This is a genomic window from Verrucomicrobiia bacterium (assembly GCA_035946615.1).
GTDB lineage: Bacteria > Verrucomicrobiota > Verrucomicrobiia > Limisphaerales > UBA8199 > DASYZB01.
Window position 1 is genome coordinate 27,793 of the sequence record DASYZB010000053.1, and the last position, 22,332, is coordinate 50,124.

General features: G+C 57.1%; 19 protein-coding genes and 3 tRNA genes. 4 read left to right on the plus strand and 18 right to left on the minus strand.

The window, feature by feature from the left end; all coding sequences use genetic code 11:
• Positions 1–3: 3 nt before the first annotated feature.
• Together VG146_08715 and hisH are read right to left on the minus strand one after the other, a co-directional pair.
• The gene (locus VG146_08715) at positions 4–420 is read right to left on the minus strand and encodes a PAAR domain-containing protein (GenBank protein HEV2392431.1); all 417 of its coding nucleotides are present in this window, start codon (positions 418–420) and stop codon (positions 4–6) included.
• Between the two features lie 67 nt (positions 421–487).
• Positions 488–1,138, minus strand: a complete 651-nt coding sequence (gene hisH / locus VG146_08720; protein ID HEV2392432.1) for an imidazole glycerol phosphate synthase subunit HisH — start codon at positions 1,136–1,138, stop codon at positions 488–490.
• A 180-nt stretch (positions 1,139–1,318) separates the two neighbouring features.
• Between hisH and VG146_08725 the strand changes: the two genes are divergently transcribed.
• Positions 1,319–1,948: a superoxide dismutase gene (locus VG146_08725; GenBank protein ID HEV2392433.1), complete on the plus strand. Its 630-nt coding sequence runs from the start codon at positions 1,319–1,321 to the stop codon at positions 1,946–1,948.
• Positions 1,949–2,051: 103 nt separating this feature from the next.
• Here VG146_08725 and VG146_08730 read toward each other — a convergent pair whose 3' ends face one another.
• The 14 genes from VG146_08730 to VG146_08795 form a co-directional block, all read right to left on the minus strand.
• Positions 2,052–2,954, minus strand: a complete 903-nt coding sequence (locus VG146_08730; protein ID HEV2392434.1) for a methylated-DNA--[protein]-cysteine S-methyltransferase — start codon at positions 2,952–2,954, stop codon at positions 2,052–2,054.
• 235 nt (positions 2,955–3,189) lie between these two features.
• A complete protein-coding gene (gene rpoC / locus VG146_08735) occupies positions 3,190–7,344 on the minus strand; it encodes a DNA-directed RNA polymerase subunit beta' (protein HEV2392435.1) in 4,155 nt (1,384 codons plus the stop codon).
• A gap of 18 nt (positions 7,345–7,362) precedes the next feature.
• Positions 7,363–11,217 (minus strand): DNA-directed RNA polymerase subunit beta, encoded by a 3,855-nt coding sequence (gene rpoB / locus VG146_08740; protein ID HEV2392436.1) that lies wholly within the window; start codon positions 11,215–11,217, stop codon positions 7,363–7,365.
• Between the two features lie 226 nt (positions 11,218–11,443).
• Complete coding sequence (gene rplL / locus VG146_08745; GenBank protein ID HEV2392437.1) at positions 11,444–11,833, minus strand: 50S ribosomal protein L7/L12; 390 nt, start codon at positions 11,831–11,833, stop codon at positions 11,444–11,446.
• Positions 11,834–11,842: 9 nt separating this feature from the next.
• Positions 11,843–11,968: a hypothetical protein gene (locus VG146_08750; protein ID HEV2392438.1), complete on the minus strand. Its 126-nt coding sequence runs from the start codon at positions 11,966–11,968 to the stop codon at positions 11,843–11,845.
• A gap of 17 nt (positions 11,969–11,985) precedes the next feature.
• Positions 11,986–12,522 (minus strand): 50S ribosomal protein L10, encoded by a 537-nt coding sequence (gene rplJ, locus VG146_08755; GenBank protein ID HEV2392439.1) that lies wholly within the window; start codon positions 12,520–12,522, stop codon positions 11,986–11,988.
• A 22-nt stretch (positions 12,523–12,544) separates the two neighbouring features.
• Positions 12,545–13,237 (minus strand): 50S ribosomal protein L1, encoded by a 693-nt coding sequence (rplA, locus tag VG146_08760; GenBank protein ID HEV2392440.1) that lies wholly within the window; start codon positions 13,235–13,237, stop codon positions 12,545–12,547.
• Positions 13,238–13,350: 113 nt separating this feature from the next.
• Positions 13,351–13,776, minus strand: a complete 426-nt coding sequence (gene rplK / locus VG146_08765) for a 50S ribosomal protein L11 (protein ID HEV2392441.1) — start codon at positions 13,774–13,776, stop codon at positions 13,351–13,353.
• A 51-nt stretch (positions 13,777–13,827) separates the two neighbouring features.
• A complete protein-coding gene (gene nusG / locus VG146_08770) occupies positions 13,828–14,376 on the minus strand; it encodes a transcription termination/antitermination protein NusG (GenBank protein HEV2392442.1) in 549 nt (182 codons plus the stop codon).
• Positions 14,377–14,398: 22 nt separating this feature from the next.
• Complete coding sequence (secE, locus tag VG146_08775; protein HEV2392443.1) at positions 14,399–14,659, minus strand: preprotein translocase subunit SecE; 261 nt, start codon at positions 14,657–14,659, stop codon at positions 14,399–14,401.
• Positions 14,660–14,769: 110 nt separating this feature from the next.
• Positions 14,770–14,859: transfer RNA gene (locus tag VG146_08780), tRNA-Ser, on the minus strand.
• 37 nt (positions 14,860–14,896) lie between these two features.
• Positions 14,897–14,972: transfer RNA gene (locus tag VG146_08785), tRNA-Trp, on the minus strand.
• Positions 14,973–14,983: 11 nt separating this feature from the next.
• Complete coding sequence (gene tuf / locus VG146_08790; protein HEV2392444.1) at positions 14,984–16,174, minus strand: elongation factor Tu; 1,191 nt, start codon at positions 16,172–16,174, stop codon at positions 14,984–14,986.
• Between the two features lie 45 nt (positions 16,175–16,219).
• Positions 16,220–16,295: transfer RNA gene (locus VG146_08795), tRNA-Thr, on the minus strand.
• Between the two features lie 430 nt (positions 16,296–16,725).
• On the opposite strand from VG146_08795, the gene VG146_08800 reads away from it, so the two are divergent.
• Both VG146_08800 and VG146_08805 read left to right on the plus strand, forming a co-directional pair.
• Positions 16,726–17,808 (plus strand): PRC-barrel domain-containing protein, encoded by a 1,083-nt coding sequence (locus VG146_08800; GenBank protein ID HEV2392445.1) that lies wholly within the window; start codon positions 16,726–16,728, stop codon positions 17,806–17,808.
• Positions 17,809–17,830: 22 nt separating this feature from the next.
• On the plus strand, positions 17,831–18,196 hold the full coding sequence (locus VG146_08805; GenBank protein HEV2392446.1) for a response regulator: 366 nt from the start codon (positions 17,831–17,833) through the stop codon (positions 18,194–18,196).
• A gap of 58 nt (positions 18,197–18,254) precedes the next feature.
• On the opposite strand, the gene VG146_08810 is transcribed toward VG146_08805, so the two are convergent.
• Together VG146_08810 and VG146_08815 are read right to left on the minus strand one after the other, a co-directional pair.
• On the minus strand, positions 18,255–19,733 hold the full coding sequence (locus tag VG146_08810) for a serine/threonine-protein kinase (protein HEV2392447.1): 1,479 nt from the start codon (positions 19,731–19,733) through the stop codon (positions 18,255–18,257).
• Between the two features lie 56 nt (positions 19,734–19,789).
• Complete coding sequence (locus VG146_08815) at positions 19,790–20,569, minus strand: sigma-70 family RNA polymerase sigma factor (protein ID HEV2392448.1); 780 nt, start codon at positions 20,567–20,569, stop codon at positions 19,790–19,792.
• Positions 20,570–20,778: 209 nt separating this feature from the next.
• Between VG146_08815 and VG146_08820 the strand changes: the two genes are divergently transcribed.
• Complete coding sequence (locus VG146_08820) at positions 20,779–22,164, plus strand: APC family permease (GenBank protein HEV2392449.1); 1,386 nt, start codon at positions 20,779–20,781, stop codon at positions 22,162–22,164.
• Positions 22,165–22,332 lie beyond the last annotated feature (168 nt).

Below are 22,332 nucleotides of genomic sequence, written 5' to 3' on the forward strand. Positions count from 1 at the left end.
GGGTCAACCCCCAATGAGCACCGTTGGGCAGCCGGGAGGCAGAATCATGCCCGTCGGGCTGGGAATTGGAGCGACGCAGGCCGAGTGCATGGTCATGTCGCCCACCCGCGCAGCCGGCAATCCACCGACCAAGACAGTGGCAGAAGCCTGCATAATCATCCCGGGGCCGCCTGGGACACAACCGGGAAGCAAACAAGGCGCCGTCATATCGGTCATACGGGCCGCAGGCGCACCGCCAATGAGAACGGTCGGCTCTCCTTTAATGATGGCCAACGGCAGGGCCGGGTGCGGCACGGGTGTGGGGACGGGCGCTGGAGGATGAATAGGCGCATGACAATGAGGGGCCTGTTGAAGCACTAAATCGCCCATGCGCGCAGCGGGGTTGCCCATAGTTTTACCAAGGATAACCGTTCCGGGCATGGAAGCAAGCCATGTCGCCGTATGCGCGACTTTGCATAAGGCCGCTTGACAAACCAGCCCGGGCCGCTCATCGGGAACGGGTGTCAGCCGAGCTTGAGATTCCGTTCTTTATTTCGACAAAATTCCTTAGCAATTGCAGCCCCGCATTCTGGCTTTTCTCGGGATGAAATTGGGTGGCAAAGATGTTATCCCGCCAAACCGCTGATGCGAAGGTTTGACCATAATCCGTACGGGTCGCGACAATCGAGTCATCAACGGGCTGAGGAAAGAAGCTGTGGACAAAATAGAAATAGCTGCCATCAGGAACACCGTTGAAAAGAGGGCATGCTTTGTTTATAATTTCGATCTGATTCCACCCAATCTGAGGGACCTTCAGCCCATTTGACTGCTCAAATCGAACGACCTTCCCTTTAAAAACTGCCAAGCCGGCAGCGCAACTGTTGAACTCCTCGCTATGCTCAAACAGGGCCTGGTAACCGACGCAGATGCCAAGAAAAGGACGGCCCGACTTGATAAATTCCCGTGTTGCGTCGAGCAACTCCTGCCGTTTCAAGGCAAGCATGCAATCGTCAAAAGCCCCTACACCCGGCAACACGGCTGCTCCGGCGCCGTCCATTTCGTGTGGGTGTCGCGCAATGCGAACCTCTGCGCCAACCTTTAGCAGCGCCTTGTGCACGCTGCGCAGGTTGCCGGAACCATAATCCAGTAATGCGATCACCAGTTCACATTATGATCAGAGCCCGGGTGTTGCAACACAGGCCGCGATAGCTTTTTAGCTTTTTTTGATCTCCGCTTGACTCCGGTACAGAAGTGCTATGTTTTGCTGGTTATTGGATGTATCCCCTGGCTAAAGGGCCTGATGGCATTTACGGAATGAACAATTAACTCAAGAATATTTATGGCATACGAATTACCACCGCTACCCTATCCGAAAGAGGCGCTCGAACCGCATATTGATGCGCAGACCATGGAGATTCATCACGACAAACACCACGGCGCGTATGTGGCAAATGTTAATAAGGCCATTGCGGGCAAAGCCGATTTGGAACGAAAATCTGTGGAAGAGCTGATCAGCAACCTGGATGCGGTGCCTGCGGATGTGCGCGGCGTGGTGCGCAATAACGGGGGCGGCCATGCCAACCACTCGATGTTTTGGAAACTGCTTGCGCCCCGGGCGGGCGGCGCCCCGGCCGGCAAGCTGGCCGATGATATCAAAGGCGCCTTTGGGAGTTTCGACGCGTTCAAGGAAAGGTTCGAGGCTGCGGCGATGGGGCGTTTCGGCAGCGGTTGGGCCTGGCTGGTTGTCAACCAGGGCAAGCTCGAGATCGTTTCTACCGCCAACCAGGACAATCCTCTAATGGGCCGCGGCGTAAGCGGCGCTGAGGGCAAACCGGTCTTCGGCTGCGATGTCTGGGAACACGCTTATTACCTGAAGTATCAGAACCGCCGCGCGGAATATCTCAAGGCATTCTGGAACGTGGTGAACTGGCCTGAGGTGGCAAAGAACTACGAAGCAGCGAAGAAGTAGGTTGGTTCAGAGCTTGCGCCGTCAGCAGTAGTCCGGGGAAAAACGGCAGAGGACTGCCACAGTCCAAGACGCTTCGCGCGATTGAGGCCGATCTGCTCATCCCTCATCCTTCTTCCTTGATCCCCTCGTTACTCATTCCCCTTGCTGCTTCCCAGGCGAGGATGGCCTGCTTGCGGGGCTGTCCCCAACGATAACCGCCCCAAAGGCCTTGCTTGCGGATAACCCGATGGCAGGGGATGAGATAGGCAATGGGATTCGCGCCCACGGCCGAACCGATAGCCCGCGAGGCGCGGGGGGCGCCGATAAAATGTCCCAAAGCCTCATAGCTGACAAGGGCACCCATAGGAATTCGCAGTAGCGCTTGCCAGACTTTGATTTGAAAATTACTGCCCATTAGCAACAGGCTCAGGGGCTTTTTATTTCCATGGCCGATATTCGAAAAAATCCGGTTCACAAGTGAAAGGGTTTGCGCACCGCCTTCAATCAACTCGGCGTTGCGCCAGAGGTCCTTTAGGCCGTCCAAGGCGGTCTCCTCGCCGCCATTGCCGAAGAAACTCAGCCAGCAAATGCCGCGTCCAGTCCGCCCCAGCAAACAGCGGCCAAAAGGTGTTGCCGCAAATCCATAATGAATTTGGATTCCTCCTCCACGGGTTTTGTACTCTCCCGGGGTGACCGCTTCGATATTTAGAAAAAGGTCATGCAACCGGCTTGGGCTCGACAGGCCCGAATCCAGAGCTGCCTCGAGCACGGGTTTGGAATTCAGCAGTTGCTGTTTGGCATGTTCAATGGTTAGGAATTGAAGAAAGCGTTTTGGGCTGATGCCGGCCCAGCGACTGAAGACTCGCTGGAAATGATATTCACTCATGTGAACGGCGCGAGCCACGGTGGCCAGGGCCGGTTGTTGGAGGTAGCGCTCTTGCAGGAAGAGGATGGCGCGTTCGATGCGAGCGTAATCCAAGGCGGCCTGGCTGAGGGGGACAGTGGGGCTATTTGCCATTGAGTTCATTACAGAAGAATACGGCTTAGAGGCCAAAAGCCCCCACCCGATTCTTGCTGAGGTGTGATTCAGGCGAAATCAGAGCCTCCTCACGTCGGCTCCTGCAATTCTAAAGGGCTTTCCAAGACCCTTAAAGCGACGGAGGACTGCCGCAGCCCAAGACGCTAGCGCGCCTCCCGCCAAGCCAACAGGCGAGCGCACGCCAGAGCAGTCCCGCTGCCTTGGCGTGCGCGTCATTATTGCCTTACCCGACAAGTGGATTCTCCGCAGCGGCTAAAGCAGGTGGCGCGAGGGCTTCCTCCGGCTCGGGTTCTTCCTGTATCTCGACGAGGGGTTTGAGGCGTACCTTGCGGTGATAATCGAATCCTGTTCCCGCCGGGATGATGTGGCCCATGATGACGTTTTCTTTGAACCCGCGCAGGTAATCGACTCGGGCGCGAGTTGCGGCCTCGGTTAGAACGCGCGTGGTATCCTGGAAGGATGCGGCACTCAGGAAGCTCTCGGTTTCAAGCGAGGCCTTGGTAATGCCAAGCAGCACCGGCTGCGCCTCGGCAGGCTTGCCGCCCATTTTCTCCACCCTCTGGTTCTCTTCTTCGAACTCGAGCTTATCGACCTGTTCGCCCCAGAGGAAGGTGGTGTCCCCGGGCTCAGTGATGCGAACCTTTCGGAGCATTTGCCGGACGATAATTTCAATGTGTTTGTCATTGATGGTCACACCCTGCAGGCGATAGACCTCCTGCACCTCGTTGACGAGGTGTTCCTGCAACTCCTGCGGGCCGCAAATATCGAGGATTTCATGCGGGTCAATCGGGCCTTCGGTCAACTGCTGTCCTTTTTTGACATAGTCGCCCTTGAACACGATGACGTGCTTGCCGATGGGGATGAGATGCTCCTCTTCGACCTGGGTTTGCTGGTCCTTGATCAGGATGCAGCGCTTGCCCCGTACGCTTGGTCCGAAATCGACGATACCGTCGATCTTCGAGATTTCAGCGGCGTCCTTGGGCCGGCGCGCCTCGAACAACTCGGCCACACGGGGCAGACCGCCGGTGATGTCCTTGGTCTTGGAAGTCTTGCGCGGGGTCTTGGCCATGAGGGTGCCGGCCACAATCCGATCCCCCTCGGCGACCACAATATGGGCTCCGGAAGGAATGGGGTAGTTGGCCAGCGGCTCATCCTGGTTATCCAGGATTATAATCTGGGGATGCAGGTCTTCCTTGTGCTCGATGACGACCATGGCTTCCTGCTGGGTCTGCTCATCAAGTTCCTGTTTCATCGTAACCCCTTCGATGATGTCGGCGAACTTCACCCGGCCAGCTTTTTCGGAGAGGATGGGGACGTTGTATGGGTCCCACTGGACAAAGGTTTCACCCTTCTTAACCTTGCTCCCATCCTTCACCGCGATAACCGAGCCGATGACAACGTTGTGCTGTTCCAACTCCCGGCCATCGTCAGCCAGAATAGAGACGGAGCCGTTTTTGTTGAGCACTATGTTATTGCCGTCCTCCAACTCGACCAGGCGCAGTTCATTATAACGGACGGTGCCGTCGTACTTGGCCTTGATCTGGGGCTGTTTGAACACCTGCGATGCCGTTCCACCGATGTGGAAGGTGCGCATGGTGAGCTGGGTTCCAGGCTCACCGATTGATTGGGCGGCGATAATCCCCGTCGCCTCCCCAAGTTTCACCCGAGCGCCCGTGGCCAGATTTCGGCCATAACAATTGACGCAGACGCCGTGTTTGCTCTCGCAAGTGAGCACCGAGCGTATTTTCACCCGCTCGACACCGGAAGTTTCGATCTGGCGCGCCTTGATTTCATCGATCTCGTCGTTGGCACGTACCAGCAATTCCTTCGGGTTCTGTGGATTGAAAACGTCATCGCAAGAATGCCGGCCAATCAGCCGTTCACTCAGCCGGACCACTTCGTCCTCGCCTTCAAAGATGGCTTGGACCCAGATGCCGTTGGTTGTGCCGCAATCGTCTTCGCGGATAATCACGTCCTGGGCGACATCGACGAGTTTGCGGGTCATGTAACCCGAGTCGGCGGTTTTGAGGGCCGTATCGGCGAGACCTTTTCGTGCGCCGTGGGTCGAGATGAAATACTCCAGGACGGTGAGGCCCTCGCGAAAGTTCGAGAGAATGGGTTTCTCGATGATATCTCCGGAAGGTTTGGCCATCAGACCGCGCACGCCGGCGAGTTGGCGCACCTGCTGTCGATTGCCACGCGCGCCGGAATCAACCATGAGCGAGACGGGATTATATTCGCGTTTGCCCTGGTTGGTTTCGAGGGTGCGCAGCATGACGTTGGCAATCTGGTCCGTGCAGTGGGTCCAGATATCGATGATTTTGTTATACCGCTCACCCGGGGTGATGACACCTTTGCGATATTGTTTCTCGACCTCGCGGATTTGCTTTTGCGCGGCCTCGATTTCTTGCTCCTTCTCTTTGGGAATGATCATGTCATCAATCCCGATGGAAACACCCGCCCGCGTGGCTTCGCGGAAGCCGAGTTCCTTGAGCTTATCGAGCATAATGACGGTCTTTTCGTGGCCGCAAATCTTGTAGCATTTCCAGATCAAATCGCCCAATTCGCTCTTCTTGACCGGTTTGTTTGGGAAACCCATCTCGGGCGGCCAGATTTCGCTGAACAAAATGCGGCCAACGGTGGTCTCGATGACCTTCTTGGTGGCATCGCCATACTCGGTCTTCTTGCCAAAATCAGGATTGGCAAGGCGGACGCGTTCATGGGTGGTGGTAGCGCCGTCGCTATAGGCGAAGATGGCCTCGGTTTTGGAGCCAAACAGCCGCAACAGGTTGGGATTGGTTGCAGGGGGCGTGCGCGGATCGGCGGTGAGATAGTAGCAGCCCAGGGTGATGTCCTGGGTGGGCGTGATAATGGGCTTGCCGCTCGATGGGCTGAAGATGTTATTGGGGGCCATCATCAGCAGTCGCGCCTCCAACTGCGCTTCGACCGAGAGCGGGACGTGCACAGCCATCTGGTCACCATCAAAGTCGGCATTGTAAGCCGTGCAAACCAGCGGATGAATACGAATGGCTTCGCCCTCGATAAGCTGGGGTTCGAATGCCTGCACCGAAAGCCGGTGGAGTGTTGGGGCGCGATTGAGCAGCACCGGGTGCCCCCTGGTGACCTCTTCGAGGATGTCCCACACCTCGGTCGTCTGCCGTTCGATCATTTTCTTGGCAGACCGGACGGTGTGAACGTAACCCAGTTCCTTCAAACGCCGGATGATGAACGGCTCGAAGAGCACCAAGGCCATTTTCTTGGGCAACCCACACTGGTGGAGCTTGAGTTCCGGACCAATGACGATGACGGAGCGGCCAGAGTAATCGACACGCTTGCCCAGGAGATTTTGGCGGAACCGGCCGCTCTTGCCCTTGAGCATATCGCTGAGCGATTTGAGAGCGCGATTGCCGGCGCCGGTGACGGCACGGCCATGCCTGCCGTTATCAAACAAGGCATCCACGGCTTCCTGCAACATCCGCTTTTCATTGCGGATGATGACCTCGGGAGTCTTGAGCTGGAGAAGGTTTTTCAACCGGTTGTTGCGGTTAATGACCCGGCGATACAGGTCATTGAGGTCTGAAGTGGCGAACCGGCCGCCTTCGAGCGGAACGAGCGGGCGCAAGTCGGGCGGGATGACGGGCAGAACGGTCAGGATCATCCATTCCGGCCGGCTCTTGGAGGATTGGAGGCCCTGCAGGAGCTTGATGCGTTTGGCCAATTTCTTGCGAATCTGCTTGCTCTTGGTTTCGGTCATCGCCTGCTGCAAGTGCTCGATCTGCTTGCCCAAGTCCACCCTGGATAAGGCATCGCGGACGGCTTCGGCGCCCATCTTAGCCACAAAGCCCTCCGGACCATAGGTCTCCCGGGCCTCCCGGTATTCATGTTCGCTGAGCAACTGGTGTTGCTTGAGCGGGGTCGAACCGGCGTCCACGACCATGTAATCCTCGTAATAAATGACGCGTTCGAGATTGCGAGCGGTCACATCGAGGACCAAGCCGATGCGGGATGGCATGCACTTGAAGAACCAGATATGGCAAACCGGAACCGCCAGCTCGATATGGCCCATGCGCTCGCGGCGGACGCGGGCCAGGGTGACCTCAACGCCACAGCGATCACAGACTACCCCACGATGCTTGATGCGCTTGTACTTCCCGCACGAGCATTCCCAGTCCTTCACCGGGCCGAAAATGCGTTCGCAAAACAAACCGCCTTTTTCAGGCTTAAAGGTGCGGTAATTGATGGTTTCGGGGTTCTTGACCTCCCCTTTGGACCAGGACCGGATGGCATCGGGCGACGCGACAGCGATCGCGACGTACTCCACTTGGTTGACCTTGTCCAGCCCGAGTAATTCCCGGGCGCTTTCTTTAGTGCTAATCATAAGAGTGAAATAAAAGTTTTAGACTGCCGTAAGGACTGTGGCCGGTTCCGGTGGCTGGTCCACCGGATTGGTGTAGCCGACTTTGACGTCCAGACCCAAGGACTGCATTTCCTTGACCAGCACGTTGAAGGATTCGGGAATGCCCGCTTCGAGGCTGTTGTCGCCTTTGACGATGCTTTCGTAAATGCGAGTGCGGCCCTGGACATCATCGGACTTAACCGTGAGCAATTCCTGAAGGGTGTAGGCTGCGCCGTAGGCCTCCATGGCCCAAACCTCCATTTCGCCGAAGCGCTGGCCGCCATACTGGGCTTTGCCGCCCAGGGGCTGCTGGGTCACCAGCGAATAAGGGCCCACGGCCCGCGCGTGGATTTTGTCAGCCACCAGATGGCCCAGCTTCATCATGTAAATGTAGCCGACCACGATCTCCTGGTCGAAGGACTCTCCGGTCCGCCCGTCGAAAAGCCGGGTCTTGCCGTGTTCGGGCAGGCTGGCTTCCTTGAGGTAATTGCGGATTTCCTTTTCCTTGATGCCGTCGAAGACAGGCGTGGCAAAGCGCAGTCCCAGAAGCCGGGCGGCCCAACCCAGGTGGGTTTCGAGCACCTGCCCGACGTTCATGCGCGAAGGCACGCCCAGCGGATTAAGCACGATATCGACCGGGGTCCCGTCTGCAAGAAACGGCATGTCTTCCTCGGCTACAATCTTGGCCACCACACCTTTGTTACCGTGGCGCCCGGCCATTTTGTCTCCAACCGACAGTTTGCGTTTGGATGCGATATAGACCTTAACGGATTTGATAACGCCGCTATCGACCCCTTCGCCGGACTCGGCGCGTTCGAGTTCTTCGTCATACTGCATCTGGAGGTCATCGAACTTCTTTTTGAAACTGCCGATGATCTCGTTGATCTTGTTGCGGATGGGAGACGGATCGATCTCGATGCGGTCATAGACCATGGCCAGCTTGCGCAATAATGTCTTTGTAATCTTGCGGTTAGCCGGGATGATGATCTCGCCGGTCTCGCTGTTGACCACATCCAGCGGAATCTTTTCTCCCAGCAGGATGTTGCTCAGGGCCTCGGTGAGCTGCTCTCGCAACTCGTCCATCTTTTTCTTATATTCCTCCTCGACCTCTTTGGCGTGGCGCTTCTCTTCGGAGGCATTGGCGCGCAAGTCCCGGTCGGACTCCTTTTTGGCCGAGACCTTCACATCCATAACGATGCCGTAGGTGCCGGAGGGAACTTTGAGCGACGTGTCCTTCACGTCGGCCGCCTTTTCGCCAAAGATAGCGCGCAACAGCCGCTCCTCGGGCGCCAACTCCGTCTCGCTCTTCGGGGTGATCTTGCCCACCAGGATGTCGCCCGGTTTGACTTCGGCGCCGACGCGGATGACGCCATCCGGACCGAGGTTTTTCAGGGCCTCATCGCCCAGGTTGGGAATATCTCGTGTGATTTCCTCGGGGCCCAGTTTGGTATCGCGGGCGCCGACCTCGAATTCGTCAATGTGAATCGACGTAAAGACGTCGTCCTTAACGATGCGCTCACTGATCAGGATAGCGTCCTCGAAGTTATAGCCGTTCCAAGGCATGAAGGCGACGAGGATGTTGCGGCCCAGGGCCAATTCACCACCCTGGGTGCAAGGGCCATCGGCGATGACCTGGCCCTTTTTGACGCTCTCACCTTTCTTGACCAGGATTTTCTGGTTAATGCAAGTGGCGGCATTGGAGCGCATGAACTTGCGGACCGGATAGACGTAAAGGCCCTTCTCCGGATCGGATTTGAGCTTCTTTTTGCCTTCCGGGAGCTTGCCATCCTCGGTGATGATAATCTGGCTGCCGTTCACGGAAGCGACTTTGCCGGCTTCCTCGGCAACAATGACAGCCCGCGAATCGCGCGCGACGCGCTCCTCCAGACCGGTTGCCACCAGGGGTGCTTCAGTTACCAACAGGGGCACAGCCTGTCGTTGCATGTTAGAACCCATCAGAGCGCGGTTGGCGTCATCATGCTCGAGAAATGGGATTAAGCTGGCCGCCACCGAAACCAATTGTTTGGGAGACACGTCCATGTAATCGACGCGCGCCGGCTCGACGTCGATAAAGTCACCCCGGCCACGGCAGACGACGCGATCGGTTGAAAAGGCGCCTTTATCGCTCACAGGCGAATTGGCCTGGGCAATCACGAAGGCCTCCTCCCGATCGGCGGTGAGGTAATCCAGGTGAGTGGAGACCTTGCCGGAATCGACTTTGCGATAAGGAGTCTCGAGAAAGCCAAAATCATTGATTCGGGCAAAAGTCGCCAGAGAGGCGATGAGGCCAATGTTGGGGCCTTCGGGGGTTTCGACCGGGCAAATGCGGCCATAATGCGAGGGGTGCACGTCACGCACCTCGAATCCGGCGCGGTCGCGAGAAAGGCCGCCGGGCCCAAGCGCCGAGAGCCGGCGTTTGTGGGTTAATTCGGCCAGGGGATTGATCTGGTCCATGAATTGCGAGAGCTGGCTGCGGCCAAAGAAATCCCGGATGACTGCCGAAAGGGCCTTGGGATTGATCAGCTTCTGGGGCGACATGGCTTCCACTCCCTGATCGAAGAGGGTCATGCGCTCTTTGACAAGGCGCTCGGTCCTGGCCAAGCCCACACGGCATTGATTGGCGAGCAATTCGCCAACCGTTCGCACCCGGCGGCTGCCCAGGTGATCGATGTCATCCAGCGAGCCTTCGCCCTTTTTCAAACGGAGCAAATACTTGGTGGCGGCCACCAGGTCGGCCTTGGTCAGAATGCGCGAGTCGCCGCCTTTAATGCCCAGTTTCTGATTGATTTTGTAGCGGCCAACGCGGCCCAGATCGTAGCGTTTGGGGTCGAAGAACAGGCGTTTGATCAAAGCGCGGGCATTGGCGGCCGTCGGGGGGTCGCCTGGGCGCAAGCGCCGATAGATGTCCTTGAGGGCTTCCTCCTCGTTTTTTGCGGGGTCTTTCTTCATGCACTTGATAACGATCCCCTCATCGGCAGTCGTATCGACGACTTTGATTTTATGGATACCGAGTTCGGCGATTTGCTTGACGACAGCCTTGGAAAGCGGCTCGAACGCACGGGCCACAACGAGGCTCTTTTCCTCGTCCGTCACATCTTGGATAAGGACTTTATTGGCCAGATCGTCCCGCTTCTCGGCTTCTTTGAGGTTCAGGTCCTCGACATCATAGAAGAGTTTCAGGATTTCCTCATCGGTTCCCCTGAGCGAAGTTTCCTTTCCTTTGCTTTCGCTATCGAGGAAAGCCAGCGCGCGGAAGAAAGTAGTGGTGAGGAACTTGCGCCGGCGCTTCTTGCGGTCCAAATAAACGTATAGCAGATCGCTGGTGTCGAACTGCGCTTCGTACCAGGAGCCCCGGTCCGGGATGATCCGGAAAGAATGCAGTGTTTTGCCGTTGGGATGGATAGTGGCCTCGAACGCCAAACCAGGAGAGCGGTGCAATTGGCTGACGATGACGCGTTCGGCCCCGTTGATGACGAAGGTGCCTTGGGGGGTCATCAAGGGCAGTTCGCCCATGAAAACCTTCTCCTCCTTGGTGCCTTTCTCCTCTTTGAGGAGGAAAGTCACATAAAGAGGCGCCCCGAAAGTCAAGCCCTCGCGGAGGCACTCGAGCCAATCGACTTTGGGCTCGCCGATTTCATAGGAATGAAAGTCCAGGACGCATTTGCCGTCGTAGCTCTCGATGGGGAAGACCTCGGAAAAGACCGCCTGAAGCCCCAGGTTCTTCCGTTTGGAGGGCGGCTGGTCCGCCTGCAGAAACTCCTTATACGAATTGGTTTGCAACTCAATCAGGTTCGGTGGGGCGATAATCTCTTTGATTTTACCGAAATTGATTCGTTCACTGGTTCGCGATGGCATTTGGACCTTTATTTCTTTGTTGGCAAAACGTGCCAGACCGTTAAGTTACTGCTAAACGACAGAAGGCAAGCCCCCCGCGTTCAAGAGCGGGCTTGCCGTAGGCTCGACCACTCATCGTGGTCGCGTTGATTTTCTGTTTTCTAATTGAGAATTTTTGTTTTTCTGCTGAAAGCCAACCCGGGGCGGCTGCAACAACCGGCTGAGCCGCCCTCGGAGAGTGTGCCTCTTATTTTACTTCGACCTTAGCGCCTGCATCTTCAAGTTTCTTTTTGGCCGTGTCCGCCTCAGTCTTGGGCGCCCCTTCCAGCACGGGTTTTGGCGCCCCTTCAACCAGGGCCTTGGCTTCGGCCAGGCCCAGTCCGGCCTTGACCTCACGAACGGCCTTAATTACGGCGATTTTCTTGTCCGCCGGGACCGAGGCGAGGATGACATCAAAGGTAGTCTTAGCCTCAGCGGCAGGAGCGGCTGCAGCGCCTCCCCCCGGGCCGGCGGCTACTGCCACTGGCGCGGCGGCACTCACACCCCACTTGCCTTCGAGTTCCTTCACCAAATCCGCGATTTCAATCACGGTGGCATTACTGAGTTCATCTACGATTCTTGTTTTGTCTAGAGCCATTTTAACCTTTCATTGCGTCTCGTCGTCGCCCGTGGCCACGAGCGGTTTGAGTTTGCAGCCGGCAAACCGACGATTTACGTTGTTGTTGTTGTCCAGTTCCCACCCCAGATCGGCTTTTCCAGGGGTGAAATTCATTCTTTACTACTCGCCCCTCAAGCGGCAGCCGGGGCCGGCGTTTCGCCGAGCTTATCCTGGCGCGCCTTGAGAATCCGAGCCATCTGGCTGGCCGGGGTGTTCAGCAACCGCACCAGCTTCGAAGCCGGGGCATTCAGAACGCCCAGGAATTGGGCGCGCAGCACTTCCATCGAGGGCAAATCCGCCAAGGTCAGGATGGCCTGCTGTTCGAGCCGTTCGTTGTTCAAATACCCGAAATGGACCTTCAACCGGTCGAACTCGGACCCGAATGTTTTGACGACCTTGGCTGCGGTGGAGATATCGCGCTGGCCAGTGACCACCGCCAGTTGGCCGGTCAAGGCCCCGTTCAGTTCGCCCACACCGGCTTCCTTGGCTGCCAGGCGGAAGATGGAATTCTTGACGATGTGGATTTCAGCGCCGGCTTTGGTGAGGCGTTTGCGCAACTCGTTGAAGTGCCCCACATTAAGCCCCTTGTAATTCACCACGATGAAGAACGGCGACGCGTTGAGGCGACTTATGTACTCCTTGGTCAGGTTTTGTTTCTCCGGACGCATGTTGGTAATTCCTTAAAAATGGTTAAGCGGAAAATTCTTTGAGATCAAGCCGGACGGCCGGACTCATGGTAGCCGAAAGGGTGCAGGTCTGCACGTAAATGCCTTTCACGCTGTTTGGGCGGGCCTTAACGACCGCGTCAATGACGGCGCGAGCATTTTCTTCGATCTGGGTTGGGGTAAAAGAGGCCTTGCCAACCGGCACATGGATGTTTCCGGCCTTGTCGATCTTGAACTCGACGCGCCCGGCTTTGACCTCTTTGACCGCGCGGCCCGTATCATCGGTCACGGTGCCGGTTTTTGGGTTGGGCATCAGCCCGCGCGGGCCGAGGACCTTGCCGAGCTTGCGCACTTCGCCCATGGCCTCGGGAGTGGCAACGGCGACATCGAAATCCGCCCAGCCCTCCTGGCACTTCTTAATCATATCGTCGAAGCCCACGTACTCGGCTCCGGCCGCTTTGGCAGCCTCGGCTCCGGGACCGCTTTTGGCAAAAACAAGCACACGCACCGTTTTGCCGCTGCCATGGGGGAGCGGCACGGTGCCGCGCACCATCTGGTCCGACTGTTTCGGGTCCACACCAAGCCGAAAGGCCAGGTCAATCGTTTCGTTGAACTTTGCTTTCGGAAACTTGCTCAGGACCTCGACGGCTGATTTGAGCGGGTAGGCCTTTTTGCCTTCCACCAACTCGCTTGCTTTTCGATATCGTTTACTTGGCATGTTTTGATTTGCGGTGCAAATGAGCCTGAACTGTCAGACTCTCCCGCGTACTTGTTGTTTATTAACCGCCCTCCACGCCGGCAACGCCGCTGCGAGGATTGGCAAATTTCAATTTAACCGACTACTTCGATCCCCATGCTGCGAGCGGTGCCGGAGACCACGCGGAAGCCCGCCTCCTCGGAAGTAGCATTTAAATCCTTCATTTTGAGCTTCACTATATCGAGCACCTGCTTGCGAGTCACTTTGCCAACCTTTTCCTTGTTCGGCTCCTTGGAGCCGGCGGTGATGCCCGCGGCTTTCTTGAGCAGCACGGAGGCCGGAGGCGATTTGGTGATAAAAGTAAAAGACTTATCCTGATAAACCGTGATGACCACGGGAATGACCATGCCGGGCTGGTCTTTCGTCTTGGCGTTGAACTCCTTGCAAAAGGCCATGATATTGACGCCCTGCTGGCCGAGGGCCGGCCCGACCGGGGGCGCCGGATTGGCTTGTCCTGCAGGAATTTGCAGTTTGATACTACCAGTAATCTTTTTTGCCATAAATCTCTCATCGACCGTCGGAGTCATATCGCTCCAACGCTCGTTTGTCTCTTAGCCCTTCTCCACTTGCCAGTACTCGAGTTCGACAGGGGTGTTGCGGCCAAAAATGTTGACGGTCACTTTCAGTTTGCCCCGTTCGGGTTCGACTTCCTCGATGACCCCGCTAAAGTTGAGGAATGGGCCGTTGTTAATCTTGACGGTCTCGCCCACATCGAAGCTGATCTTTGGTTTCTCGTGCTCTTCAGAGGCAGAAATCTGGCTCTTGATGGACTCGACCTCTTCGGCTGGGGTCGGCGTGGGGGGTTCGCCGCCTACGAACCCGATGACACCCTGGGTTTCTTTAATGAAGTACCAGGGCTTTTCAATAATCCGGTTGTTCTCATCCAGCAGCACCATATCGACAAACACATACCCAGGCCAAAGCTTGCGCGTCGAGACGGTCTTTTTTTGGTTGCGCACCTCGACGACCTTTTCCATGGGAACGAGGACTTCTTTAATGAAATCACCCATTTCCTCGGGTTTAATGCGCTTTTCGATACTCTCTTTGACCTTCTGCTCCTGGCCGGAAAGAGTATGGATGACAAACCACTGGCTTCGCATGGATTGAATGAGCAACAGGAGTTCAGGTTATCCAGCGGATGACCATCGAGAACACGAAATCCACCAACATGGTGAACCCGCCCAGGATAGCTATGGAAATGAATATCACGACGGTCGAGCCCTTCAATTCCGTCCAACTAGGCCAGGAGCATTTGCGCAGCTCCTCGCGTGTTTGCTGCACGTAATCGGCAAGGCGCTTGAGATGGCCCGCCCACCAAAGCCAGCCGAAAGTGCCGGCAATGAGGACTGCCCAAACGATGATCCAGATTGTACTATTCTGCATGTTGTTGCCATATTAGCCCGCCGGGTGCGGGGTTGTTCCCCGCCATTCGCGGTCCATCATTAAATCCATCATCCGACACTCAAAAGTCAGTTTCATTCATTCACAAATCCTGGCGGAGAGGGAGGGATTCGAACCCCCGTCGGCGGTAAAGCCGAAGCGGTTTTCAAGACCGCCGCAATAGACCACTCTGCCACCTCTCCGGCAGCTCGGCAGAGGCAGGACTGTGTCCCACTCGGTTGGCAGGGCGGGAGGGACTCGAACCCCCAACCGACGGTTTTGGAGACCGCTACTCTACCAATTGAGCTACCGCCCTACCCAAGCGCATCAGGCGATGACTTCGGTCACCCGCCCGGCGCCGATGGTCCGACCACCCTCGCGGATGGCGAAGCGCTGGCCTCTTTCCATGGCCACAGGCGCTATCACATTGACCTCAACCGAGACATTGTCACCGGGCATCACCATCTCGACGCCTTGCGGCAGGGTTACCGTCCCGGTCACGTCCGTGGTCCGGAAGTAGAATTGGGGACGGTAGTTCGTAAAAAACGGCGTGTGCCGTCCGCCTTCTTCCTTGGAGAGGACATAGACTTCCGCTTTGAAGTGGGTGTGAGGTGTAATGGAGCCGGGCTTGGCCAACACCATGCCGCGCTCGACTTCATCCTTCTTGGTCCCGCGCAGCAGCACGCCCACGTTGTCGCCGGCGTTGGCGGAATCCAGCAGCTTGCGGAACATCTCGATGTCGGTGGCGACCGTCTGGCGCGTGTCACGCAACCCTACGATCTCGACGTTATCCATCCGCTTGAGCTGGCCGCGTTCGACACGGCCCGTGACAACCGTCCCGCGGCCTTCAATGTTGAACACGTCTTCAATGCACATCAAAAACGGTTTATCGACTTCGCGCGTCGGCAGCGGGATATGCGCATCGATGGCTTCCATCAATTGCTGGATGGCCTTCTCGCCCTCCGGTTCTCCGGCCAGGGCCTTCTTGGAACTGCCGCGGATGACCGGGGTTTTGTCGCCCGGGAATTCATATTTATTGAGCAGGTCGCGCACTTCCATCTCAACTAGGTCCAACAGCTCCGAGTCGTCCACCAGGTCCACTTTATTGAGGAATACGACTATGGCGGGGACACCGACCTGGCGGGCCAGCAACACGTGCTCCTTGGTCTGGGGCATGGGGCCCTCGGAGGCATCGACCACCAGGATGGCACCGTCCATCTGGGCGGCGCCGGTAATCATGTTTTTGATGAAGTCCGCGTGGCCGGGGCAATCGATATGGGCATAGTGGCGCTTATCGCTTTGATATTCTACGTGGGAAACGGCGATAGTGACCGTCTTGGTTTCATCCCGCACGGTGCCGCCTTTGGTGATATCCGCGTAGGAGATCGGTGTTGCCAGGCCCTTGCGCGACTGAGTGTGAACGATGGCGGCCGTTAGCGTGGACTTGCCATGGTCAATGTGCCCGATGGTCCCGACATTGACGTGCGGCTTGGTTCGTTGAAATTGCTCTTTAGCCATTTGCTCTCCTGCTGTTGTATTGTCTGTTTTCTGTAATTGTAATTCTGGAGCCCATGATCAGGATTGAACTGATGACCTCGTCCTTACCAAGGACGCGCTCTACCAGCTGAGCTACATGGGCATCTGCCGCTCCGTACCGGACGGGGCGGGCCAAATTGTATCGATCCTGATAAACCTATAAACGACAAAAACCCATTACCCCTGCTTGTCTTTCCTAAAAAAGCTCAGGGGCTAATGACTTTCGACTTTTTACGGCCCGATTGCACCGCCAAAATAGGTGAAGCTGGGGATGGTGTCAATGGTTTTGGAAACTTTTTTCTCAAAACAGAGGAAAAGGGGGGTGCGCTCGTCCCCGGGCGCAGTATCACCCAAGGGCACACAAGCAAATGCGATATTAAGAGGTTGGCATGACTGCCGCTTTGTCGATTCCAGGTTTAATAAACCTGTAGTGAATATGCCAAAATCTGCGGTCCTCCGCACGGGCCACCCGGGTGAGAGCGCGTGCTGCTTGCACACATGCACAGGACATTCTGTCCCATTTTAATTCATTCATGAAACTCACATACCTAATGTTCAACAGGCTCCAGTTTCTCGGTTTGATGCTCTTTGGCGCGGTCACGCTGGCTTCAGCGGCCTCGAGCCCAGAGGATACGACGTGTTCCTCCGAAGGCGCGCGCCTGGGTCTGCTCAAGCAAACGACGCTCTTGCTCGGCCAGAAAGTTCTCGACCGCAAGGAAAAGAACATCGGCAGAATCGAAGATGTGGTTCTCGACCTGGCCAATGGCCAGGCGGTAGCCACGCTGGTGGCGCCCGGCTCAAAGACCCACATCCTCCTCCCTTCCCCGCTGTATTCCTATGTTTCCACAGGGAAAATCCTTCTTCGAGTAGATCGAAAGGCCTGCCAGAGCGCTCCAAGCCTGCCGGCCAGTTCTCAAGTTGCCTGGCCTGCCGAGGTGCTGTCGCCGGCATTCGCTCATTTTGATCAGCAACCGCCCACCGCGCCCGCGCGCCTGATGTCGGCAAAGAGTTTGCTGGGCGCCAATATCATGGGACGAGGAAGCGAGCGGCTTGGCACGATCAAAGACATTATGGTGGACCTGCCAGTCAGCCGCTTGGTTTATATTGTCGTCTGTCCCGCAGGCAACCAGAACCCGGCTGATCTTCTGTACCTGCTTCCCCCATCGATACTCCAAACCGACGGGGAAACGCTCCGGCTCGACAGCGATACCGCGCCGTTCATCGCGGGGCCGCATTTTGGGAGCCAGTTTTGGTCTGATCTGGCTTTTCCCGACCTCGCGGCAGCCGTGGACAAGTATTATGGCCTTGGCGCAGCCGGCATGGCCACCCCGGCCACAACCGCAGCGTCTGTCGAAAGACCAAATGGTTCTGCTCCTCCCGGCTCGCCACGTTCTGATCACGAGATGACCCAGGCAATCCTGGGAGAGATTGTAAATCAAACTCATGGATTCACCAAACTGGCCATTGTGGTAACAGCGAACCGGGGGCGGGTGACCTTGCGCGGGACCGTGAAGAACGAGCGACAGAAAAGAGAGATTGTTGCGGCTGCAGAACGGGTGGCCGGCCCAGGGAATGTGGATGACCAACTCGAAACAGGCGCCCGTAAGAGAGGCTAAGCCTTGCTTAATTGGCCGGCTTATGACCGAACGAGTTTTCCGCAAACGCGTCCTTTTAGTCGAGGATGACCCCGGCGCGCGGGAATCGATCAAACTGCTGCTGAGAATCGACCGGCATCTCGTGGTCGAGGCAGCCAACGGCCACGATGCGCTGGAGCTCCTTCTGACCCAGCGTTTTGATCTCGTCATTCTGGATTATTTTATGCCGGAGATGCGCGGCAATGAACTGGCCTTGAGCATCCGTCAAATCGCGCCCTCACTGCCCCTGATGATGGTCAGCGCGTATCTCGAAAAGCTCAGCGCCGGCGATATGCCGGTCGATGCCGTGCTGGGCAAACCCTTTGCCATCGCAGATTTGCGCCAGGCGATTGCCCGGTTGATTTGTTGACCATGGAGCGGAACGGAAGAACCAGCGTGCTCCCCACATCCGAATAAAAGAAAAGCAGCTATCTTCCAATCGCCGGCGCGGGCCCGGAACTGGTCCGGACGCCTGATGCGGAGGCGGCATGGAGTCCAAAGGCATCCTTCACTTCCGGCTGCGAGAGTACAATGAGCGCCCAAATCCCAACGGGAAGCCCAATCAGGCTGCACGAGATGATCGACAGGATGCCTGCCGCGATTGCCCACGCATAGCTTTGCAGCCGCAGCATTTGGAGCGCGCCGAAAAAGATGAATATGGCCCCAACGACTTTGAAAAAACCGATTCCGATGCTTGCCAGGATACCCCAGTGATGAAAGGCGCCAAAATCGAAGCCGGGGAAAAACATTTTCATCCAGTAGGTGAAGGGCAAGGCGCTTGCGCCAACAAGGAAAAACAAGGCAGTGGCTGCAGACAGCACCTTCCACGCGGCGGCCACCATCAGGGCCACCGCTGGGGCTGTGACCTTCGAGGCAACGGCGTGGGCCCTGGCTGTTGGAGGTTTGGGCAGGGGCAAAGGTGGAGACGAACTGCTTGCAGGGCTGGGCGCAGACGGGTTCGGCGTGCCGCTGATGTGCTCCACGTCAGTTTTGATCTGGCTGGCATGCTGGTAACGGCGCTCCGGCTCCTTTTCCAGCGAATGCAGCACGACCTGATCGAGCCGCACGTCCACTTGTACCTTTTTGGAAGGCGGCTGGAATTTTCCCAGAGGCAATTCGCCGGTGAGCATCTCGTAAAACACGACACCCAGGGAGTAAATGTCGGCGCGGTGATCGACTGTTTGGGGTTTCTCAATTTGCTCCGGGGCCATGTAATGCGGTGTGCCGACGACATCCCTGGCGCCGGTCAACGAGGCCTTGCCGGCGGGAACACCGATAATTTTTGCGATGCCGAAGTCAGTAATCTTTAGCCTGCCCTTTTTATCCAGCAGCAGGTTTTCCGGCTTGATGTCCCGGTGCACGATGCCCTCGCTGTGCGCGAACTGGAGGGCCTCGCAAATCTGGGGCACGATTGCCAAAGCCTGGTCAGCCGACAACCGGCCAGCCTGTTCGACTTCGCGCAAGTTGGCGCCATCCACAAACTCCATCAGCAAATAATGCAGCAGACCTGCCTTGCCGAAATCATGCACCGCCACAATATTCGGATGATTAAGCCGGGCCAGGGCGCGGGCCTCGCGGTTGAACCGCTCAGCAAATCCAGGGTCGCCAGCAACCGCCGGGGGCAGCACCTTCAAGGCGACGAATCGGTCCAAGGCCGGCTGGCGCGCCTTATAAACCGCGCCCATGCCGCCCTGGCCAATGAGGCCGAGGATCTCCAGTTGAGGGAACAGTTGCGCGATTTCCTCGACAGGCGGTGGCACGAAACGCGCGCTGGCCGCTTCGCTCGTTACACCAGGGGCGCCTTCGGTTGGGAATCCCGTGCGGATGAGGCACTCCGGGCACAACCCCAGCGGCACGTCCGCAGGCAGAGGCTTGCGGCAATTCGGGCAAATTTTCTGTGTTTCCATACCATTTTGTCTTTCCATCCATTACTTAGGAAACGGCGACAAAAGGTTGCAAAAAATTATCGGTTTCCCACCACCGCGAACAAATGTCTTAGCTCTTCGTCCACTTCAGCGGGGTTGGCTACCGTTTGGGCGATTTCATTGCGCAGCAACTGGCGATAGCGCTGGCGCAGGCGATGCACGGCTGTTTTTACCGCCCCTTCGCTGATACCAAGCCTGCCCGCCAGGTCGGCATAGGGCTGCTCCGTCCGGTTGCCGACCAGGCATGGGTGCAGCTTGGAAAAAAGCTCCTCCTGTCCTTTCAGTTTGTATTCCGCGGCGACTTGCCGCAGCACTTCTTCAAGCAGCGCCAAGGACCACCGGCGGTCATAGCTTTGTTCAGGGGTGGAGCTATCGGCAGGCTCATAACCATAACGAGTCTCTGCCGTATCCAATTGCAACGGAACAGCACTTTGGCCGCCACCGCGTTTTTGGGCCCGCGCCTTATCCCATTGATCCGACAGAAAATGGCTCATAGCCGACAAGAGAAACGAGCGGAACCTTCCCTTTTGGCGGTCGGCTCGTTCGACCCAGTTGCGTTCAAGCAGGCGCGCGAAAAAGCCTTGCGTCAGGTCCTGGGCATCCTCCGGTGAGTATCCACGCCGGCGCACGTAGCCATAAAGAGGGTACCAGTAGGCTTGGCAGAGCTTTTCCAGGGCCGCCTGTGCCTGGAATGAATTGCCGCCCCCGGCTTTAAGCACCACAGACCAACGCGTTGAAACGAATCGGGATGATGCTTGGGCTCTGTCGTTGCTGGTGGTCGAATTCCCAAGCGAAGCAGTGTGCGTCGAAATGCTCACTAGAGTTGATTGTAGCGAAAAGCGGGTGCAGACGCAATGCTGGTAATTATCGATCTGCTTCACAACGGGCTGGTAGCTCGGTGCGGAAATCGCATGGCCATTCCGTGTATTCCGAGTGTTCCGGTTTAAAAAGTTCTTTAGGCGAGGTTTTGGATTGCTCCGGCAGGATTGACAATTCATTCGTTTCATCGTGAAGTGGGCCGAGCACCATGCAGCCCAGTCTGAGCGCACCCGCAAGCCAGCCAATGGCCGGCGCCGGGTCTCCTGGATTAAAACGTGTGCTGGGGCTTCCCGCGCTGCTCGTGTACGGAATCATTCTCATCCAGCCAACTGCCCCCATGCCGCTCTTTGGCGCTGCGGCAGTCAAAGGCCAGGGGCATGTCGTGACAACCGTTTTGATCGGCATGGTGGCGATGTTGTTCACTGCAGTCGGCTATGGCCGCATGGCCAATGCCTATCCCAGCGCCGGTTCGGCTTATACCTACGTCAGCCGCGAAATCCATCCCGCCCTGGGTTACTTTGTCGGGTGGGGCATGATGTTCGATTATGTGATGAACCCGATCATCTGTGTCATCTGGTCGGCCAAAGCGGCGCTGAACTTTCTGCCGGAAATCCCTTTCGCTGTGTATGCCACGTTCTTTGCCGTCCTGTTCACCGTGATGAACCTGCGCGGCATCGAGGCCAGTTCGCGCACCAATGCCCTCATCGCCTCCGGCCTGGGTGTGGTGATTCTTCTCTTTTTGGGCGCGGCGGTCCGCTATCTCTGGTTGCGGCCACCGAATGGTTTTGCAGGTTGGACCCAGCCATTTTATGACCCAAAGACCTTTTCGTTTTCAGTGATGTCGGGCGGGGCCTCGCTGGCCGTGCTCACCTATATCGGGTTCGATGGAATTTCAACATTGTCCGAAGAGGTGCACAATCCACGCCGGAACATCCTGGTGGCAACGGTGCTGGTGTGCCTGATTACAGGCGTGCTGGCCTCGATCGAGGTTTATGCCGCCCAACTCGTCTGGCCAGGCACGAGCTTTCCAGACGAAGACACGGCCTTTTGTTTTGTGGCCGGCAAGGCCGGAGGCGCCTGGCTGTTCCAGGTGGTGAACCTGGCGCTGCTGGTGGCCACCATCGGCTCGGGCTCAGGCGCCCACCTGGGCGCTGGCAGGCTGTTGTACGGCATGGGACGCGATAATGCCATTCCCCGGAAGTTCTTTGCCGCGATTAACCCGCGGACAAGGATTCCGAGCAATAATATCATCCTGGTGGGGGTTCTGACCTTGTTGGGCGCCTTTGTCCTGACGTATTCCCTCGGGGCGGAGTTGTTGAATTTCGGGGCGCTGATTGCCTTCATGGGCGTGAACGCGTCTTCGTTTACGCATTATTTTCTGCGCAACGACCAGAAGCGGGCGGGCAGCGCCATCGCGCCTGTGCTGGGTTTTGTTATCTGCCTTTATCTTTGGCTGAGTCTCGGGGCCAAAGCGAAGATTGCCGGGCTGGTTTGGCTCTCTGCCGGGGTGCTCTATGGGGCATGGCGCACCTCGTTTTTCCGGCGACCGCTCCAGTTTGATCCAATCGCCAGCGACGATCAGCCCAGGATTTAAGGCCAAGTCCTGGTTAAGCTTCAATTTTAACTCACATTTTGGCGCTAATTTAGGCCCCGAACGGGCTCACAAATAGCCTAGCTCTTCGGCTCTCAGTTGAACGGCGACTGCGTGCGGGCTGATTTGCAGGGCGTCACTGAGGAAGCTCTCCACGGTCTGATCAATGGC

Coding starts and splice junctions, on each gene's coding strand:
- VG146_08730 (HEV2392434.1), bottom strand. CDS start 2,954: ATGAACTCAATGGCAAATAGCCCCACTGTCCCCCTCAGCCAGGCCGCC.
- VG146_08750 (HEV2392438.1), bottom strand. CDS start 11,968: ATGAATTTCACCCCTGGAAAAGCCGATCTGGGGTGGGAACTGGACAAC.
- VG146_08800 (HEV2392445.1), top strand. CDS start 16,726: ATGAAACTCACATACCTAATGTTCAACAGGCTCCAGTTTCTCGGTTTG.
- nusG (HEV2392442.1), bottom strand. CDS start 14,376: ATGCGAAGCCAGTGGTTTGTCATCCATACTCTTTCCGGCCAGGAGCAG.
- rpoC (HEV2392435.1), bottom strand. CDS start 7,344: ATGATTAGCACTAAAGAAAGCGCCCGGGAATTACTCGGGCTGGACAAG.
- tuf (HEV2392444.1), bottom strand. CDS start 16,174: ATGGCTAAAGAGCAATTTCAACGAACCAAGCCGCACGTCAATGTCGGG.
- VG146_08820 (HEV2392449.1), top strand. CDS start 20,779: ATGCAGCCCAGTCTGAGCGCACCCGCAAGCCAGCCAATGGCCGGCGCC.
- VG146_08805 (HEV2392446.1), top strand. CDS start 17,831: ATGACCGAACGAGTTTTCCGCAAACGCGTCCTTTTAGTCGAGGATGAC.
- rplA (HEV2392440.1), bottom strand. CDS start 13,237: ATGCCAAGTAAACGATATCGAAAAGCAAGCGAGTTGGTGGAAGGCAAA.
- VG146_08810 (HEV2392447.1), bottom strand. CDS start 19,733: ATGGAAACACAGAAAATTTGCCCGAATTGCCGCAAGCCTCTGCCTGCG.
- rpoB (HEV2392436.1), bottom strand. CDS start 11,217: ATGCCATCGCGAACCAGTGAACGAATCAATTTCGGTAAAATCAAAGAG.
- rplK (HEV2392441.1), bottom strand. CDS start 13,776: ATGGCAAAAAAGATTACTGGTAGTATCAAACTGCAAATTCCTGCAGGA.
- VG146_08725 (HEV2392433.1), top strand. CDS start 1,319: ATGGCATACGAATTACCACCGCTACCCTATCCGAAAGAGGCGCTCGAA.
- rplJ (HEV2392439.1), bottom strand. CDS start 12,522: ATGCGTCCGGAGAAACAAAACCTGACCAAGGAGTACATAAGTCGCCTC.
- secE (HEV2392443.1), bottom strand. CDS start 14,659: ATGCAGAATAGTACAATCTGGATCATCGTTTGGGCAGTCCTCATTGCC.
- VG146_08715 (HEV2392431.1), bottom strand. CDS start 420: ATGCCCGGAACGGTTATCCTTGGTAAAACTATGGGCAACCCCGCTGCG.
- rplL (HEV2392437.1), bottom strand. CDS start 11,833: ATGGCTCTAGACAAAACAAGAATCGTAGATGAACTCAGTAATGCCACC.